Here is a 17,005-nt window from a genome sequence, read left to right as displayed (position 1 = left end):
CTAAAAGCGTGGCGTAACAAAACAGACTCCCCATACGCAAGCGAAAAAATTCTTCCTATTTTCAGTCTTGTCATTATTCGCTGTTCACTCATCTTTTAATGGCACAATAAGCCCTGACTTTTTACGTTAATTACCCGCTTTAGATTGAGAGGGCTATGTTAGGGTGGCAGCGTGAAAATGTGCCGTATGTATCTTGGGTTAATATGGCATTGAATTGTGTAAGGTATAGGGTGGTTTAACACGAGGTTTTTATGTCAATTCAGGCAATTGAAGGGGTACTGCAACAGATGCAGGCTCAGGCATTACAGGCGGCGAGCATCGCAAAACCCATGCCGTTGCAGGGGGGATTTACCAGTCAACTCGCAACGGCTGTTGGTAAAATTAATCAAACACGTTTGCATGCTACGAAACAAACTCAGGATTTTACCTTGGGTGTACCGGGTATTGAGTTGAATGATGTGATGGTGGATATGCAAAAATCCAGTATCGCTTTGCAAATGGGCGTTCAGGTAAAAAATAAGCTGGTGGCTTCTTATCAGGAAATTATGAGTATGCAGGTGTAGGCATATTAACTTATTGATAGATATTGTGATAAACCTTTTGTATTTCCTGTTTTGGGATAGCCACCCGAATTTGCAGGTGGCTTTTAATTTTATAGATGTGCAATTATCGGTTTTATTTCTGGTCTGTCGTGCTGAGAGGCAATCCACAGCTCATATTGCTTGATATCTGCTTTTCGAATAAGGTCCTGTCGTATCTGATGAAGAGCCGCTGGGTATAAAATATCCAATAAATGGGATTGGTTTCACATTAGTGGTTTTTTTGTTATAGCAAACAATGAATTTTGGATGTTGAGCGTTGAAGTTCAATATAGGTTGAATTAAGCTTTTTATATGCGAAATTGGGTAGTAAGGTTATTCTTGTTTCGCCGGGTTAGATATTTACAGAATGATACAGATTGAAATTTCCGCATGGAGTTGCCTAATAACTTTAGCGCTAATTTTTGAGTGCGATGTGAAATTATTGGCAAATACAAAAAAACGATAACAAGAGTGAATAATATATCCTGTTATCATTGAATCTTGAATTTTTATTTTGGTTCCATTAATTCACTGAAATTTACTGGATGCTTAATAGCAGATCGAAAATTAAATCATACAGTTTAATTTTTAATTATTCATAGATATAAGGAAATAATATGTCTGAAGTTATCAAGCCTGAAAATGAATGCCCGTTTGATCCTAAGCAATATGAATGCCACGGTGTTATCGCTCCGGTCGGTTCTTTTTCTTGGGCTTTGATTCAATTAAAACTACGCAAGCGTGTTGCCCGTTCTGTTTGGGGTGACAAAGGTATCAGCACCTGAACCGAAGCCGGAGCCAGCACCTGAACCAGATTCAACACTTCGATTGAAAGGGAAAATAACAATTGGTGCTTATGAAATTGCAAAAGACCCATCTTGGGCATCAATAACAGATAAATATTTTGGCTATGCACAGCACGTTGATAAACTTAATATTGGTGGATGGGAAGAAATCAGTAACAACACACCAATAAAAAATCTTGTAGGTTTCTACTCTGAACATGAAAGTGTGGATAATTTTAACCCTTCTACTCTTAATTTAAACACTGGTGAAGAGAATAATGAGAAGGTTCAACAAGAACTTGTGAAAAAAATTCTGACGGTGCGGTGTTTAGATAAAGAATACAGCATACCCAATGCTAACTTAGGTCCCAAAAATACTCTGTCCTATATGGTAGGAAACAATTACGACCTCTTTGACCTTGCAGTCGGCGTCCTATTAACTACAACTCACAGAGGCAACCATAGCTCACCCCACGGACGCCCATTGTTCTAATGGGGAATATGAAGAACAATCCTGATTTGTAGACTGGGATACTATATATTTTCATCAGAGATGTAAAATACCTTTCATTGAGGTATAAGATATTGAGAATGAAAAGCAGAGTATCATTTGATTACTAAGATTTTTTTATCTATTTCTTATGATTTGAATTGAGATCTACGCGTTATAAACCAAGCTCACAAAATGAGTAAATAATGGTGATGGGAGTACATCACCTTTATTTCTCAATTACTTCTGTTCCGTAGTCATAAGGGTATGATAGGGTTCAGCAGGGAATTGGCCGTAGCTATCATTTAATAACTGCTGTCGGCCTGCTTGTTTGATGAGTTTGCTGAGTTCATCAAGTCTTCCCTGTAGCAGTTCTTTTATCTCATTTTCATTATCTAAAATTGTCTGCAAAATGTGGGTCATTTTCTGCTGTAACGAAAGAGAGGTGGCAGATGATATTGAAGATTGGCTGATCACTTCTACTGCTTTGAGGTAGGTGATTTCCATATCAACAAGATCATCCCATTTTTCGTTTTTGGCTAAATTAAGCATTTGCTCACTTAAACTTAGGATCCGTTGGTAAGCTGACAAAAGATCCATTTCATTATCCATTAAACAATATCCTGACTGGCGTTGTAATGAGGGCCAATTTGCCGCCAAGCTTCTGAAATCTCGGTAAGTAACTTTATAACTTCGGTAATGGCTGGCTCATCATTGCGTAAATTAGCGTGGAGTAAACGTTGGGTCATATAGTCGTAAAGGGAAGCAAGATTGTGTGCCAGCTCTCCGCCTTTCTCGTTATCTAACCCCTGTTTGAGGCCATTATCAATGATATTGATCGCTTTGGAAATAGCGGCGCCTTTTTCCGCGATATTACCTTGCTCCATCAGAATAATTGCTCGACGCAGGGCGCTTAGCGCCCCGTTGAACAAAATCTGAATCAACTGATAGGGGGAAGCATTCATAATTTCGCTCTCCACATCTATCTGGGCATATAATTGACTTGCCGAACGTTGATACATAATTTCCTTTAATTATCTCATCTGTTGTAATAGGAAGTTGCTGGTCTGTTTCAGGGAAGTGACCATCTTATCCAGTTGTGAAAATTGGTGCTTATAACGTTCAATCGTTTCGTTAATGTTGCTTTGTGTTCTGTCCACTTGTTTTTCAAGTGTTTTCAGACGTTTATTAATGCCGTTAGTTGCGGTGACTAATGTACCTTCATGGCTATCCAAGGCGCCTTTTAATAGTTTATGTGTCTGGGTGGCAAAACCGGTTTCTTTACCGTCACCCATAAAAAATGCTTTCACATTAGCCGGTTTTTCTTTTAGAATTTTTTCCAGCTTTTCGTTATCAATTTCCAGTTTGCCATCAAGCTTTTGCTTAATACCCAGTTTATTCAGGGTCGAAATATCATTAGCGGCCTGAAAGCTGAACACTTGGCTTCTCAACTGGTTTTGTATTCCACGCAGGGTGCTGTCACCGAGTAAAGCGCCATTATCTTTCGACGGTTCTTCACCCTGTTTTACCGGTTTAAATTTGGTCAGAGAATCAAACGTCGTTTGCAGTTCATTATAAGCATCAACCCAGTTTTTAATCGCCTCTTTCGTCGGTTCAATATCACGGGAGACCACCAGCAGTTCAGGCTTATGTTCCCCCGGTTTATCTTTATCGTGGGTCGTTTTTTTCAGATCCAGCTTAACGCCTTCTGGTGCGTCAGTAATATGGTTTGTTTGACGCTCAATTGGGATGTCGTTAACTTTCAAGAGTGCGTTCTTAGCTTCAACTGTTTGAGTTAACCCACCGGTGCCTTTACCGCCATCTGTACCCGGAGTGTAGTTCAGAAACTGAGCCAGTTTGTCGTCACCCTCAACCTTGATGGTCATGATTGATTTAGTGCCAGCTTTTTTAGCCGTCAGAACTAAATAGTTTTCGCCATCTTTTGCCTTAATAATACTGGCGTTGACATTACCTTCCTGTTTATTAATTGCGTCACGCAGTTCAAGGATGGAAGTTTGTGTGTCTGTCAACTTGATTTGCATTGGCTTTTTTTCGCCAGGTTGAGTGATGGTGATTGTCCGGGTTTTACCTTCGCCCAAGGGAGCACCCATTTGCGTTTTTAGATCATCGACCTCTTTTGTCTTTAATGCCTGTGACTGCGCCAATTGTTTAACTTCAATACTGTAGTTGCCCGGGCTGGCTTTAGAGTCCGTCGTGGCCGTGAATGCCTCATGTTTTTCACTGGCGGTGGTTGTATTGAGTTTATCAAATTTTTTCAGTGATTCAGACGCAGTTTCCAGCTTTTCCAGGCTGCCTTTTAACGTACCAAAAGCTGTTAGCTTACCTTTATAACTGGTTTGTTGTTGTGTCAGTGGTTCTAAACGTTTTTGTTCTGCTGCCTGAAGTTTATCCAGTATAGAACCCAGATCCATCCCCGACCCGGCCCCTAATGAAGAAATGCTAGCCATATTGACTCCTTTATTAGTAAATCTTTATTGAACCGGTTATCGGTAAGTTTCGAAAAAAGTTTACTAATAAAAATAATTTTTTGATGGTAAGAATAATCGTCAAGAACAGGCGCTGTTTGGCTTATAAGGGAAGCGTGATAAAAAAGAAAAAGTTTTTTCAAGAAAAATTAAAGGTTCTTTGAGGAACGCCGATAAAACTGTTGGCGGTGATGAACACCGTGGGCAAAGGCCCAAACTTATATCTGCTTGATTTAAAAAAGGAACTCTCACTATGGCACAAGTCATCAATACCAATAGCCTGTCCCTGCTGACTCAGAATAACCTGAATAAATCCCAGGGTGCTTTGGGTAACGCTATCGAGCGTTTGTCTTCTGGTCTGCGTATCAACAGCGCGAAGGATGACGCTGCTGGTCAAGCGATCGCTAACCGTTTCACTGCAAACATTAAAGGCTTATCTCAGGCAGCACGTAATGCTAACGACGGTATCTCTATTGCACAGACTACCGAAGGTGCTCTGAACGAAATCAATACCAACTTACAGCGTATCCGTGAACTGACGGTACAGGCGCAAAATGGCAGCAACTCTGAAAGCGATATTAACTCTATTACGGATGAAGTGAATCAGCGTTTAGACGAGATTAATCGTATCTCTAAACAAACTCAATTTAATGGTGTTAATGTCCTAAGTAAAAATAGCGAATTGACCATCCAGGTTGGTGCTAACGATGGTGAAACTATCACCATTAATCTGGAACAAATCGACAAAGGAACACTGGGGCTGGACAACTTTAATGTTAACTCATTATTTGGAGTGCGTGTTGGCGATCCAGTTGAGAAAATTAAAGGTCCCGATGGTGCTGATGTTAATGTAGACCCAGCAATTGCTGTTCCTGAGGGTGTTGAAGGTGCCAAAGTCGTTTACTCCCTCGATAAAGACGGTAACAAAATTAAGGACGAATACGTTGTAACCGGTACAAAAGGTGGGGAAAACGTATATTATAAAGCCACTATTAACAATGAGGGTAAAGTTACGGTAAACGGTGAAACAACCAAGGTTGACGATAACGCTAAGCCGTTAGGCGATTTAAATAATGCTTTGTCAAAGGTTGACAGCCTGCGCAGCTCTCTGGGTGCTATTCAAAACCGTTTTGAATCTACCGTTAACAACCTGAACAACACCGTTAACAACCTGAGCGCTGCTCGTAGCCGTATCCAAGATGCTGACTACGCGACCGAAGTGTCTAACATGAGCCGTGGTCAAATCCTGCAACAGGCAGGTACTGCGGTTCTGGCTCAGGCTAACCAAGTTCCTCAAACTGTATTGTCTCTGCTGCGTTAATTTTTTAGCTAAGGCAGTATGTGAACCTGATTCACATAAAAATTCAAATAAATCAAGGATCGGCTCGCCGGTCCTTCTTTTTTAGTCGTTTATCGTGAACAGCCTAAAATTTGTGTTACTATTAGGCGGGCAATAAATTTCGCATAGGTGAAAAAGAAGTGCTTTTACTACATTGTTCAAACGATTGCCCTTGTTAGGGGATTGGATAATGGTAGTTAGTCTCTTATTCCAAAGGTGTCTGTTGTTGTGAGCGATTTGTATACCGCCGAAGGCGTGATGGACAAAAACAGCCTCTGGAAGCGCTATGTACCATTAGTTCGCCATGAAGCGTTAAGGCTACAAGTTAGGTTACCCGCGTGTGTGGAGCTGGATGATCTGCTTCAGGCCGGGGGAATCGGCTTACTAAATGCGGTGGAACGTTTTGATTCCTTACAGGGAACCGCGTTTACCACTTATGCGGTACAGCGCATCAGAGGTGCAATGTTGGATGAGTTAAGGAGTCGCGATTGGGCTCCGCGTAGCGTGCGACGTAATGCGCGTGAAGTGACGCAAACCATCCGTAAACTTGAGCAAGACTTGGGCCGTCCAGCCAGTGAGCAGGAAGTTGCTAAAGAATTAAAGATTGATCTGGTAGAATATCGGCAGATACTGTTAGATACGAATAACAGTCAGTTGTTTTCGTATGACGAATGGCATGAAATGCACGGTGAAAGCTGTGAGCCTGTTGTTGAAGAAGGGCATGAAACCAATCCCTTACAACAATTGCTGGAAAGTGACGTTCGTCAGCGGGTAATTGATGCTATTGATTCGTTACCTGAGCGAGAAAAAATGGTTCTGACGCTATATTATCAGGAAGAACTTAATCTGAAAGAGATTGGCGCAGTACTTGAAGTCGGGGAGTCCCGTATAAGTCAGTTACACAGCCAGGCGATTAAACGCTTGCGGGCACGCTTAAATCCGGAAAAGTAACTTTTTGCTTATTTGTTTTTTGTTTAAGACTACACACAGGGCTTTATCTCTTATGTCTGTTACAACACAAAAGAAACGGCCGCTCAGCCGTTACATTAAAGACTACAAACATAGTCAAACTCATTGTTTGCATTGTCACAAAGCTCTTGACCGCATCTCCTTGGTTTTTAATGGCCAAGTGATCAACAAAGAGTCTATCTCCGAAATGACGGAGTTGATTGATGACAAGGCTTGGGATGAGCTGCAAGATAAATTTGTCGCGTTATGCCGTTTTTGCAGTGAGATTTATTGCAATAGCGAGACAGATTATTTTGACATCATGTCTTTCAAACAGTACCTGTTTGAACAAACTGAAATGAGTCATAGCACTATTCGTGAGTATGTGGTTCGTTTACGACGTTTGGATGAATTGCTCACTTCAAGCAATTACCCTGCAAAAGAGTTCACAACAGAGAAAATTCAGGAACAACTGAGTGAGAAACTATCACAGTCAGCATTCAGTAACTACAACATTGCCTTGCGGAAGTATGAGCAGTATTTGAGCTGGCAGCAGGGCGGCCACTAAGCTGGAAATATAAACAGCAAAGAGATGTTCAATTTCAGGGGAACACATTTTCAGTGTGTTCCCCTTTGCTTTATCTGGCATTAACCAATAGTCATCAGACTGGCATTGCCTCCTGCTGCCGCAGTGTTAATGCTCAGTGAACGTTCATGCAGCAGACGTTCTAACAGCAGGTTAGTTTCTCCACGAGCAAAACCTTGTACGGAGATGATGGCTCCTTTACGTTGGGCGACGTGTTCACAAACCTGACGGAGTTGATCAGAATCGCCGTGGTAAATAACCGCTTCAAATTCCGTATCTTCATTTTGCCAGTCCCGGATCAGAGTGATTGCTTTACGGGCACTGTCCGGTAATTGACGGAACAGCTGTTGATGGATTTCATCATTTTGCCACAGTAACTGACAGCCAACAGACAATGTTGCTACCAGTTGGATCAATGTATCTTGCTGATTATCCGCTAAACACAGTACCTGACCACGAGGTAACAGGGTGTAGGTATTGCGTTCACCAGTTGGCCCGGGTAACAGGCGGGTTGTGCCACCTTGTGCCAGCAATTTGTACTGTTGCACCAACTGATTTAGTTCTTCATTGTGCTGAGTGGTAACCCATTCTGCCAGGGCATCAAATGGTGCCATCAGCACTGAGCGGGCATGGGCATCCAGTGGATACTCAACATCCTGACGTTCCAACGTCTGATTAATGGCATTCTGAGGGCGGCAAGAGAGCAAGCGATACAGATAGAGCGGACCACCCGCTTTTGGGCCTGTACCGGATAAGCCTTCACCACCGAACGGCTGCACACCAACAACCGCGCCTACCATATTACGGTTAACATACAGGTTACCCACTTTCGCCTTAGAGGTGACTTGTACAATTGTTTCATCAATACGGGTATGTACACCCAGCGTCAGGCCGTAGTTGGAATTGTTAATCTGATCCAGCAACTTATCCAGCTCATTGCGTTTAAAACGGACAACATGCAGAATCGGGCCGAAGATCTCTTGTTTCAATTCATCAAAACTTTCCAGCTCAATCAGTGTCGGTTTAACGAAAGTACCTTGCTCCCACTCTTTACTGTCAGTCACATTGTCTTGTGCTGCTTGATAAATCGCGCGTCCTTTGGTGCGCATTGCTTGAATATGACGATCAATACCGGCTTTGGCTTCAGCGTCAATGACCGGGCCGATATCGGTAGACAGGCGTTCAGGATTGCCCATCCGGCATTCAGACATTGCGCCTTTCAACATGGTGATGGTACGTTCTGCTACATCATCTTGAATACAGAGGATGCGCAAGGCTGAACAGCGTTGACCTGCGCTGTCAAAAGCAGAGGCGACCACATCAGTAACAACTTGCTCTGTGAGCGCCGAAGAGTCGATAATCATTGCGTTCAGGCCACCGGTTTCTGCAATGAGCGGGGTTGGACGCCCTTGTGCGTCAAGCCGTCCGGCAATATTACGTTGTAACAGGCCAGCCACTTCCGTGGAGCCAGTAAACATCACACCACGTACTCTTTCGTCACCAACCAGAAGCGAACCAATGGTTTCACCCCGGCCAGGTAATAATTGCAGTACATCGTGGGGAACGCCTGCCTGATGCAATATTTTGACCGCAGTCGCTGCAATTAATGGGGTCTGCTCCGCCGGTTTTGCCAACACACTGTTACCGGCAGCCAACGCAGCCGCTATTTGCCCGGTAAAAATGGCTAATGGGAAGTTCCACGGGCTGATACACACAACGGGCCCCAGTGGGCGGTGGGTATCATTAGCGAAATCATGGCGGACCTGTCCTGCATAGTAATGGAGGAAATCTACTGCTTCGCGTACCTCAGCGATCGCATTATTAAAGGTTTTGCCGGCTTCCCGGACCAGAATGCCCAACAGCGGTTGCATCTGGCTTTCCATCAATTCAGCAGCGCGAACCAGAATTGCTGCACGCTCTGAGGGGGGAGTCGCAAACCAGATTGCTCCAGCTTCTGTTGCGGCATCCAGAGCATGCGCGACTTCTTGTTCCGTTGTTTCACGAACATGGCCGACGATATCCAGTGGTGCGGCAGGGTTAATGACAGGCTTGGCAGCAGGTAGCTCACCTTGATGGCAATAATTGCCACCCAGCAGTGGTTCACTGTACCGTTCTTCAGTAGAAGAGCTCAGTAGCGCACTGGAAAGGGAAGCCAGCCGATGTTCGTTGGAAAGATCCAGACCAGCTGAGTTTGCGCGATCTTTACCATACAGGTCGTGAGGAAGAGGGATTTTCGGATGTGGAAGACCAATTTGCCCTTCGATTTCGGCTATCTTTTGAACTTTTTTCACCGGATCAGCAACAAGTTCGTCCAGTGGCAATGTGGTATCGGCGATACGGTTGACGAAAGAGGTATTAGCACCATTCTCCAGCAGACGACGGACCAGATAGGCCAATAGTGTTTCGTGAGTGCCTACCGGTGCGTAAATACGGCATGGGCGGTTTAATTTTCCATCAGCAATTTTCCCGACCACTTGTTCATACAGTGGTTCTCCCATGCCATGCAGGCATTGAAACTCATATTGACCAGGGTAATAGTTTTGACCGGCCATCTGATAAACAGCAGATAAAGTATGAGCGTTATGGGTAGCGAACTGAGGATAGATCAGGTTTGGTACTGACAGGAGTTTGCGGGCACAAGCCAGATAGGAAACGTCGGTATAAACTTTGCGGGTGTAAACCGGATAGCCTTCCAGCCCATCTATTTGCGCACGTTTAATTTCACTATCCCAATAAGCGCCTTTTACCAGTCGCACCATGAGACGACGACGGCTGCGCTGTGCTAAATCAACTATCGCGTCGATAACAAATGGACAGCGTTTTTGATAGGCTTGAATAACGAAACCAATGCCATTCCAGCCAGCCAATTGTGGTTCAAAACAGAGTTTTTCCAGCAAGTCGAGGGAGATTTCCAGACGATCTGCTTCTTCTGCATCAATATTGATGCCAATATCATATTGGCGGGCTTGTAATGTCAGGGAAAGCAGGCGTGGATACAGCTCGCTCATGACGCGTTCATATTGAGCACGGCTATAACGCGGGTGCAGGGCAGAAAGCTTGATGGAAATCCCTGGTCCTTCATAAATACCGCGGCCATTGGATGCCTTACCGATAGCATGAATCGCTTGCTGGTAGGAAACCATATAATCCTGAGCATCTTTTTCAGTTAAAGCGGCTTCACCCAGCATGTCATAGGAATAGCGGAACCCTTTTTCTTCCAGCTTACGTGCGCTTGCCAATGCCTGAGCGATAGTTTCACCTGTTACAAACTGTTCACCCATCAGGCGCATCGCCATATCTACGCCTTTACGGACTAATGGTTCACCGCTTTTACTGATAATGCGATTCAGTGAATTGGAGAGCTTGGCTTCGTTGTGGGTAGAAACCAGTTTACCGGTGAACAGCAGGCCCCATGTTGCTGCGTTGACAAATGTGGATGAACTCTGGCCCAGATGGGAATGCCAGTTGCCATTACTGATTTTATCGCGGATCAGCGCATCACGGGTGGCTTTATCTGGAATACGAAGCAGGGCTTCCGCAAGGCACATCAGGGCAACACCTTCCTGAGATGACAGTGAAAATTCCTGCAACAACCCTTGAACCAAACCAGAACGCCCAACGCTGTTTTTCTGGTTACGCAATTTTTCTGCAATGCTGTAGGCCAGTTTATGTGTTGCTTGTGCCTGATCTTCTGGTAATTGCGCCTGTTGCAGCAGCATTGGCACTGCCTGTGTTTCCGGCAGGCGATAGCCCGCAGTGATTGCGGAACGTTTTACTGATTGAGGCAGGATATGTTCTGCGAAGTCGAGGAAAGGCTGATGAGCAGAGTCTATGACAGTTTCCTCTGCGATTATCTTCTCTTCCTTAAGATCCTGGCTGGTAGATAGCTCAGTGATCTGCTCATCATTTTCAAGACGTTCAAGGTAATTGAAAATAGCTTGTTTAATCAGCCAATGTGGAGTGCGGTCAATCCGCAGTGCAGCGGCTTTAATGCGATCACGAGTTGCCTCATCAAGCTTTACGCCCATTGTTGTACTACCCATCCTCGCTCCTTAATAGGTAAGGTTTATCTAAGTTACATGATAATATCTGACATGTTGCAACTTTGTGCAACCTTATGCGTATTGCTTGTTTGATTTTTGTGAAATTAATCCAGTTATTATAATTAAGAGGGGATATTTATTTTTGTGACTTTATCTAATTGATATATATTGGTTTGGCATTTTATGGCTAATGCTAGGGGGATAACCATGAAATGGTTAAAAAGTATAACCTTTAAATCAAATAAATGTGATGCAGCAAACGTTTCTTATAAAAAATGGCGTTAATTAGTTGTTAAATTACCTAGTGCTAATCTAGGATTCATTGTGACTTTCTCATTTGTTACAAAAATAATTATTTCAATTTAAAATTATAAACCATCTTTAGGTGCAATCAGGTGCAACGTTCCTGAACCTGACAGGGAAAACTCTGTGTCCCCAGGAGAACTGCGGCTTTGCAAAACACAGATAACACTATGGAGAACCTGCATGACAGTAAATACACCAATGCTAATCACCTTTATTGTCTACATTTCTGGAATGTTGTTGATAGGCTTTTTGGCTTATCGCTCAACCAAAAATTTTGATGACTATATTTTGGGAGGGAGGCGATTAGGTAGCATGGTAACGGCTTTGTCTGCCGGTGCTTCGGATATGAGTGGCTGGCTATTAATGGGCTTGCCTGGCGTAGTTTATTTCGCGGGGGTTTCAGAAAGCTGGATAGCGATTGGCCTTTCTTTAGGTGCTTACCTAAACTGGAAACTGGTTGCGGGCAGGCTAAGGATCCAGACAGAAGTCAATAACAATGCGCTGACGCTACCTGATTATTTCACCAGTCGTTTTGAAGATAGCAGTAAGATCCTGCGCATTATTTCCGCACTGGTTATCCTGATCTTCTTTACTATTTATTGTGCTTCTGGCGCTGTTGCCGGAGGATTGTTATTTGAAAGTACTTTCGGTATCAGTTATCAGAAAGCCATGTGGCTTGGTGCTATGGCAACGATTGCCTATACATTCCTCGGTGGCTTCCTGGCCGTCAGCTGGACGGATACTGTCCAGGCTTCGTTAATGATCTTTGCTCTTATCCTGACCCCGATTATCGTTATTTTCTCTATCGGCGGCCTTGATACTTCTATTGCTTTGGTAGCAGCGAAAAACCCTGCTTATCTGGATATGTTTAAGGGATTGAACTTTATCGCGATTATTTCACTATTGGGTTGGGGATTAGGTTATTTTGGTCAGCCACATATTTTAGCGCGTTTTATGGCAGCAGATTCCCATCATACTGTCCGTAAAGCTCGTCGCATCAGTATGACCTGGATGGTGTTATGTCTGGTAGGAACGATTTCTGTCGGTTTCTTTGGTATTGCTTATTTTGAAATGCATCCTGACCTGGCTAGTCCGGTCAATGCCAATCGTGAGCGTATCTTTATGGAACTGGCTGTTGTTCTGTTTAATCCGTGGATAGCGGGCATTTTATTGTCGGCGATTCTGGCTGCGGTGATGAGTACTCTGAGTTGCCAGTTGTTAGTATGTGCAAGTGCATTGACTGAGGATCTTTATAAGCCCTTTATTCGCAAATCTGCTAGCCAGAAAGAGCTGGTATGGGTGGGACGTTTCATGGTGCTATTGGTGGCTGCCGTCGCTATGGTAATAGCAACTAATCCTGATAATAAAGTGCTGGCACTGGTAAGTAATGCCTGGGCCGGATTCGGCGCGGCGTTCGGTCCGGTGGTACTGATCTCTGTTGTCTGGAAGCGTATGACACGCAATGGCGCACTGGCGGGTATGTTGGTGGGTGCAATAACCGTATTGGTGTGGATGAAGTACCAGTGGTTTGCGTTGTATGAAATTATCCCTGGTTTTATCTTTGCTTCTATTGCGATAGTTGTTGTCAGCTTGTTGGGTAAAGCGCCAAGCAGAGAAGCACAACAGCGTTTTATTGATGCTGAAGCGCAATACAACACTAAGTGATTAAAGTAAAATTCGAGATTGTGAAGGCAAAATGCCTTCACCTTAATTTAAGCTTTAAGTTTTTTAGCAATCTTTATTGCCACATATTCGCCCGGATAGCGAGCGATTCTTAATTCATTTTCATTAGGGGAATGCGAATGGAATTAAGTGTAGTGGTAGTTTGTTAGATTGACGCAATAAAAATGACCTGTGGTGTATTGTTCCAACAGGTCATATAGAGAGTAGAAATTTACATAAGTTAGCTGTACAAACGTGTTCTACGTTTTTTTACAATGTGAAAACCAATAATTAATACTAGAAACCAAACGGGTGTGATGATTAATGCTTGGCGAGTATCATCTCGTAATGTGAGCAATATCAGAACAAATGCAAAAAATGCCAGACAGACCCACGGCATAATAATCCCCAGCGGCATTTTATATATTGAAGCTTTATGTAATGCAGGGCGACGTTTCCGGTAAACCAGATATGAACACAGGATCATACTCCAGACAAACATAAACAGAATGGCTGAAACGGTTGTCACCAATGTAAATACATGCATCACATCAGGAATTAAATAAATCAGCACCACACCACAGGATAAACATAAACAGGTGAAAATTAATCCTGACGCGGGCACGGAACGGCGAGAAAGGCGGCTGAATTGCTGTGGTGCATCACCTTCTTTTGCCAGTCCAAACAGCATACGACTGGTGGAGAAGACACCACTGTTTGCTGAAGATGCGGCAGAAGTTAATACTACGAAGTTCACGATACTGGCGGCAGCGGGTAAACCAATCAGAACGAACAGCTCAACAAAAGGGCTTTTGTCTGCAATGATTGAACGCCACGGTGTGACTGACATGATAATTATCAGTGCCAGCACGTAGAAGGTGATAATACGAATCGGGATAGCATTAATTGCTCTGGGAAGTGATTTCATTGGATCTTTAGTTTCTGCGGCAGCAGTACCCACTAATTCAATTCCTACAAAGGCGAATATTGCTATCTGGAACCCGGCAAAAAATCCACTTAACCCTGTTGGAAATAACCCACCATCATTCCATATATTGGTCAGTGAGGCGGTATGACCCGTAGGGGATTGAAAATGCATACCAATCAAAACAGCGCCTGTCACAATTAGTGCGACAATGGCAACTATTTTTATCATGGCGAACCAGAATTCCATTTCGCCGAATAATTTCACTGTTGCCAGATTCAGGGCCAGTAGTAGGGAAACGCAGAGCAGGGAAGTGATCCATTGTGGAAAATCAGGTTGCCAATAGCTGATATATGAGGTGATGGCGACGACATCGGCGATACCGGTAATGACCCAACAGAACCAGTAAGTCCAGCCGACAAAAAAACCCGCCCAAGGCCCTAATAAATCTGCGGAAAAATCACTGAATGATTTATATTTCAGGTTCGAGAGCAGGAGTTCACCCATTGCGCGCATAACGAAAAACAGCATGAAGCCGATAATCATATAAACGAATATGATCGATGGCCCGGCAAGAGAGATGGTTTTCCCTGATCCCATAAACAGACCTGTGCCAATGGCGCCACCGATAGCAATAAGTTGTATATGTCGGTTGCTCAGATTGCGCTGTAGTTGCGTTTCCCCGGTTTTAGCGGAAAGTGTCGTTTGTATTTTTTCTGCCATAGAATAGTGTCCAATATTTCTTAGGTAAATTGTTAAGGCTCTTTAAGTGGCCTTATATGTGATGATGTTTGCGAAAAATATTGTGACACAGATTACTATAATAATAACAGCCTGATTTCACGTTAAAAACAAATTGGTTACAATTTAACTTATTTGTACTCTTGGGATTGAATATGAATTATTCGTTTAGCAAAAAAGAGTCATAAGATATTGACGGCAGCTTTGTATAGGAGAATAATTGTTCGCATTGGGTTGTTAGCTCAGTCGGCAGAGCAGTTGACTCTTAATCAATTGGTCGGGAGTTCGAGCCTCCCACGACCCACCAGATTTAACAAGGACTTACGCTAATATTGTGAGTCCTTTTCTTTTTCAAGGATACCTATAGGATACCCTTTCAACAACCACCGACTTTAGTCGGTGGTTGTTGAGTTTCATCGTTGAAGAACTCTATTTTGTTATGAAAAACCATCCGTAAAATATCACAAACAATTACAAAATAACCCCTCTCATTATGTTTTTTCTTATTTTCCAAACCTATCGGATATTATTAATTTTAAATAATTAAATCGCCGTTATAGTTTATAGTTAACATTACTTTGCGTGAAGTAAATGTGATAATGTTTTTGTTGATGATATGTTAAAAATGAAAATATACGACACTGCTATTTAAATATTTTTGATCTAAGATTATAATTGTGTTTATAAAGAAGACAGGTTGATATTTACTGGTTTATTAAGTAATTATATCTACATGAATTTTTTGTTTAGAATGAGAGTAAAATAGCTGTATCTGGTTTCTTTTAAAATTTTATAGCGCACTTAATTAAATAACAGGAGTTATAATGACTAAAAGATCTGATATAGAAAATGGACGATTGGTCTATACAGAAAAATTAGGATGGTTAGATTTAGGGCATGCTAATGGTGATGATGTAAGAAAGTTGATGCTCTCTCTTGCCATGGGGGATGAAACTACTAATAAATCGCATTTTATCGTTAGATATGTCCAATATATGGGCAGAGGGCGTAGCCTGGGAACATCTATAAAAACAAGATGGAGAGTTAGAAGAGGTTTATCTTTACATGATAAAAAAAGAGTTGCTCTTACTATTATGATGTATACAACTCATTCATTTGAATCATATCAGGATTCCTTTCCTTTTACTTTAATTTCAGATAGTGGTTATAGTGGTGAAGATTTGATTTCTAACTTATTTGGTTTTTATCAGGCTATCAATGGTATTAATTATTTACCTCAAGTAGGGGTAGTAAGTAAAGAAAAAGCATATAAACGATGGGACTACTACGGAGCTATAGGAAAATATAAAAATAAATCTTTTAAACCATTATTATTTCCTGACCCTGAAAAGTATCCAAATAATACAATTCCTTATAATATTCCCTTGCCTAGTTTTTTAAATACAATAACTCCTATGAGAGATATAAAAACTGGTCAAGACGTAATGCTTATTGAAGATGCAAGCTGGGTTAATATAGGTAAAGAATATGCTGGGATTGCGGTTGAGTAGTTTCATACGTATATGTATAGTTATATTTATTTTAGCGATTGGTGTTATTCTTTTTTTTGCATCATTAGCGAATGTTAACTTATCATATACAAAAAGAAATTTTATTTATTATTACGCATTTACCTTTGATGAGATTAAGAGTTTACCTTTAATTTCAAATGATTATATCATATACTATGACTCCCCTGATGGTAACAACACCATGACTAACGAAATTATATTTTCAAATGTAAAATTGAGTCGTCTGGCAGAATTAATAAAACACACTGAAAACATGGGATTTATAAAATACTATGATAAGTATTGGAAAGATGAACGCTGGCGTAAAGATAATACCATTATAAGTATAAAACAAAATGATACTGAACGTACCATTTTGTTTTTAGTTGAGAAGAACTAAAAGGCATTATCTTCTCTTATACCCAAGAAACTTCAAGATGCAGTTTTTAACACCTGAAAATGGTCGTTAATTCTAGACATCAGCGAGTCCGCTATATCAGGTAGCATTGTGGTGAAAAATTTGAATACAATATATTCAGGGAGTTCGGCTTCCTGTTATTTTGACTATTTTTTTCTCGCCTTTTTGCATCCAACCATAACCA

General features: G+C 42.1%; 13 protein-coding genes, 1 tRNA gene and 1 pseudogene. 10 read left to right on the top strand and 5 right to left on the bottom strand.

Going from position 1 to position 17,005, the window contains the following annotated elements; translation table 11 throughout:
* The first annotated feature begins 251 nt into the window (after positions 1 to 251).
* From fliE to ACUN2T_RS14990, 3 genes and pseudogenes are all read left to right on the top strand, one after another.
* Positions 252 to 563, top strand: coding sequence for a flagellar hook-basal body complex protein FliE (gene fliE / locus ACUN2T_RS15000; protein WP_445493805.1), 312 nt, complete (start codon positions 252 to 254; stop codon positions 561 to 563).
* A 635-nt stretch (positions 564 to 1,198) separates the two neighbouring features.
* Positions 1,199 to 1,357, top strand: a pseudogene (locus ACUN2T_RS14995) (Thoeris anti-defense Tad2 family protein); the annotation flags it as partial.
* The gene (locus tag ACUN2T_RS14990; protein WP_445493803.1) at positions 1,344 to 1,859 is read left to right on the top strand and encodes a hypothetical protein; all 516 of its coding nucleotides are present in this window, start codon (positions 1,344 to 1,346) and stop codon (positions 1,857 to 1,859) included. The pseudogene ACUN2T_RS14995 and the gene ACUN2T_RS14990, both read left to right, overlap by 14 nt.
* A 237-nt stretch (positions 1,860 to 2,096) precedes the next feature.
* Here ACUN2T_RS14990 and fliT read toward each other — a convergent pair whose 3' ends face one another.
* The 3 genes from fliT to fliD are packed head-to-tail and all read right to left on the bottom strand — an operon-like array spanning position 2,097 to position 4,324.
* A complete protein-coding gene (gene fliT, locus ACUN2T_RS14985; RefSeq protein WP_445493801.1) occupies positions 2,097 to 2,468 on the bottom strand; it encodes a flagella biosynthesis regulatory protein FliT in 372 nt (123 codons plus the stop codon).
* Positions 2,468 to 2,878 carry a flagellar export chaperone FliS gene (gene fliS / locus ACUN2T_RS14980; protein WP_021324066.1) on the bottom strand — a complete coding sequence of 137 codons (411 nt, stop codon included), beginning with the start codon at positions 2,876 to 2,878 and terminating at the stop codon, positions 2,468 to 2,470. Before fliS ends, fliT begins: the two co-directional genes overlap by 1 nt.
* Before the next feature lie 12 nt (positions 2,879 to 2,890).
* Positions 2,891 to 4,324 carry a flagellar filament capping protein FliD gene (fliD, locus tag ACUN2T_RS14975; RefSeq protein WP_445493799.1) on the bottom strand — a complete coding sequence of 478 codons (1,434 nt, stop codon included), beginning with the start codon at positions 4,322 to 4,324 and terminating at the stop codon, positions 2,891 to 2,893.
* Between the two features lie 271 nt (positions 4,325 to 4,595).
* On the opposite strand from fliD, the gene ACUN2T_RS14970 reads away from it, so the two are divergent.
* The 3 genes from ACUN2T_RS14970 (at position 4,596) to fliZ (ending at position 7,197) form a co-directional block, all read left to right on the top strand.
* Positions 4,596 to 5,663, top strand: coding sequence for a FliC/FljB family flagellin (locus ACUN2T_RS14970; protein ID WP_445493797.1), 1,068 nt, complete (start codon positions 4,596 to 4,598; stop codon positions 5,661 to 5,663).
* Positions 5,664 to 5,909: 246 nt separating this feature from the next.
* Positions 5,910 to 6,632 (top strand): RNA polymerase sigma factor FliA, encoded by a 723-nt coding sequence (locus ACUN2T_RS14965; protein ID WP_445493795.1) that lies wholly within the window; start codon positions 5,910 to 5,912, stop codon positions 6,630 to 6,632.
* Between the two features lie 52 nt (positions 6,633 to 6,684).
* Positions 6,685 to 7,197, top strand: a complete 513-nt coding sequence (fliZ, locus tag ACUN2T_RS14960; protein WP_445493793.1) for a flagella biosynthesis regulatory protein FliZ — start codon at positions 6,685 to 6,687, stop codon at positions 7,195 to 7,197.
* 80 nt (positions 7,198 to 7,277) lie between these two features.
* On the opposite strand, the gene putA is transcribed toward fliZ, so the two are convergent.
* Complete coding sequence (gene putA / locus ACUN2T_RS14955; protein ID WP_445493791.1) at positions 7,278 to 11,258, bottom strand: trifunctional transcriptional regulator/proline dehydrogenase/L-glutamate gamma-semialdehyde dehydrogenase; 3,981 nt, start codon at positions 11,256 to 11,258, stop codon at positions 7,278 to 7,280.
* A 486-nt stretch (positions 11,259 to 11,744) separates the two neighbouring features.
* On the opposite strand from putA, the gene putP reads away from it, so the two are divergent.
* Positions 11,745 to 13,229: a sodium/proline symporter PutP gene (gene putP, locus ACUN2T_RS14950; protein ID WP_445493789.1), complete on the top strand. Its 1,485-nt coding sequence runs from the start codon at positions 11,745 to 11,747 to the stop codon at positions 13,227 to 13,229.
* Positions 13,230 to 13,467: 238 nt separating this feature from the next.
* On the opposite strand, the gene cycA is transcribed toward putP, so the two are convergent.
* The gene (gene cycA / locus ACUN2T_RS14945) at positions 13,468 to 14,874 is read right to left on the bottom strand and encodes a D-serine/D-alanine/glycine transporter (protein WP_445493787.1); all 1,407 of its coding nucleotides are present in this window, start codon (positions 14,872 to 14,874) and stop codon (positions 13,468 to 13,470) included.
* A gap of 249 nt (positions 14,875 to 15,123) precedes the next feature.
* On the opposite strand from cycA, the gene ACUN2T_RS14940 reads away from it, so the two are divergent.
* From ACUN2T_RS14940 to ACUN2T_RS14930, 3 genes are all read left to right on the top strand, one after another.
* Positions 15,124 to 15,199, top strand: a tRNA-Lys gene (locus tag ACUN2T_RS14940).
* A 517-nt stretch (positions 15,200 to 15,716) separates the two neighbouring features.
* The gene (locus ACUN2T_RS14935; RefSeq protein ID WP_445493785.1) at positions 15,717 to 16,403 is read left to right on the top strand and encodes a hypothetical protein; all 687 of its coding nucleotides are present in this window, start codon (positions 15,717 to 15,719) and stop codon (positions 16,401 to 16,403) included.
* Positions 16,396 to 16,803 (top strand): hypothetical protein, encoded by a 408-nt coding sequence (locus tag ACUN2T_RS14930; RefSeq protein ID WP_445493783.1) that lies wholly within the window; start codon positions 16,396 to 16,398, stop codon positions 16,801 to 16,803. Before ACUN2T_RS14935 ends, ACUN2T_RS14930 begins: the two co-directional genes overlap by 8 nt.
* The last annotated feature ends 202 nt before the right edge of the window (positions 16,804 to 17,005 follow it).

This window comes from Photorhabdus machadonis, assembly GCF_052657765.1.
Note: the sequence above shows the minus strand (reverse complement) of the source record. Positions and strands in the feature narration are given on the sequence as shown.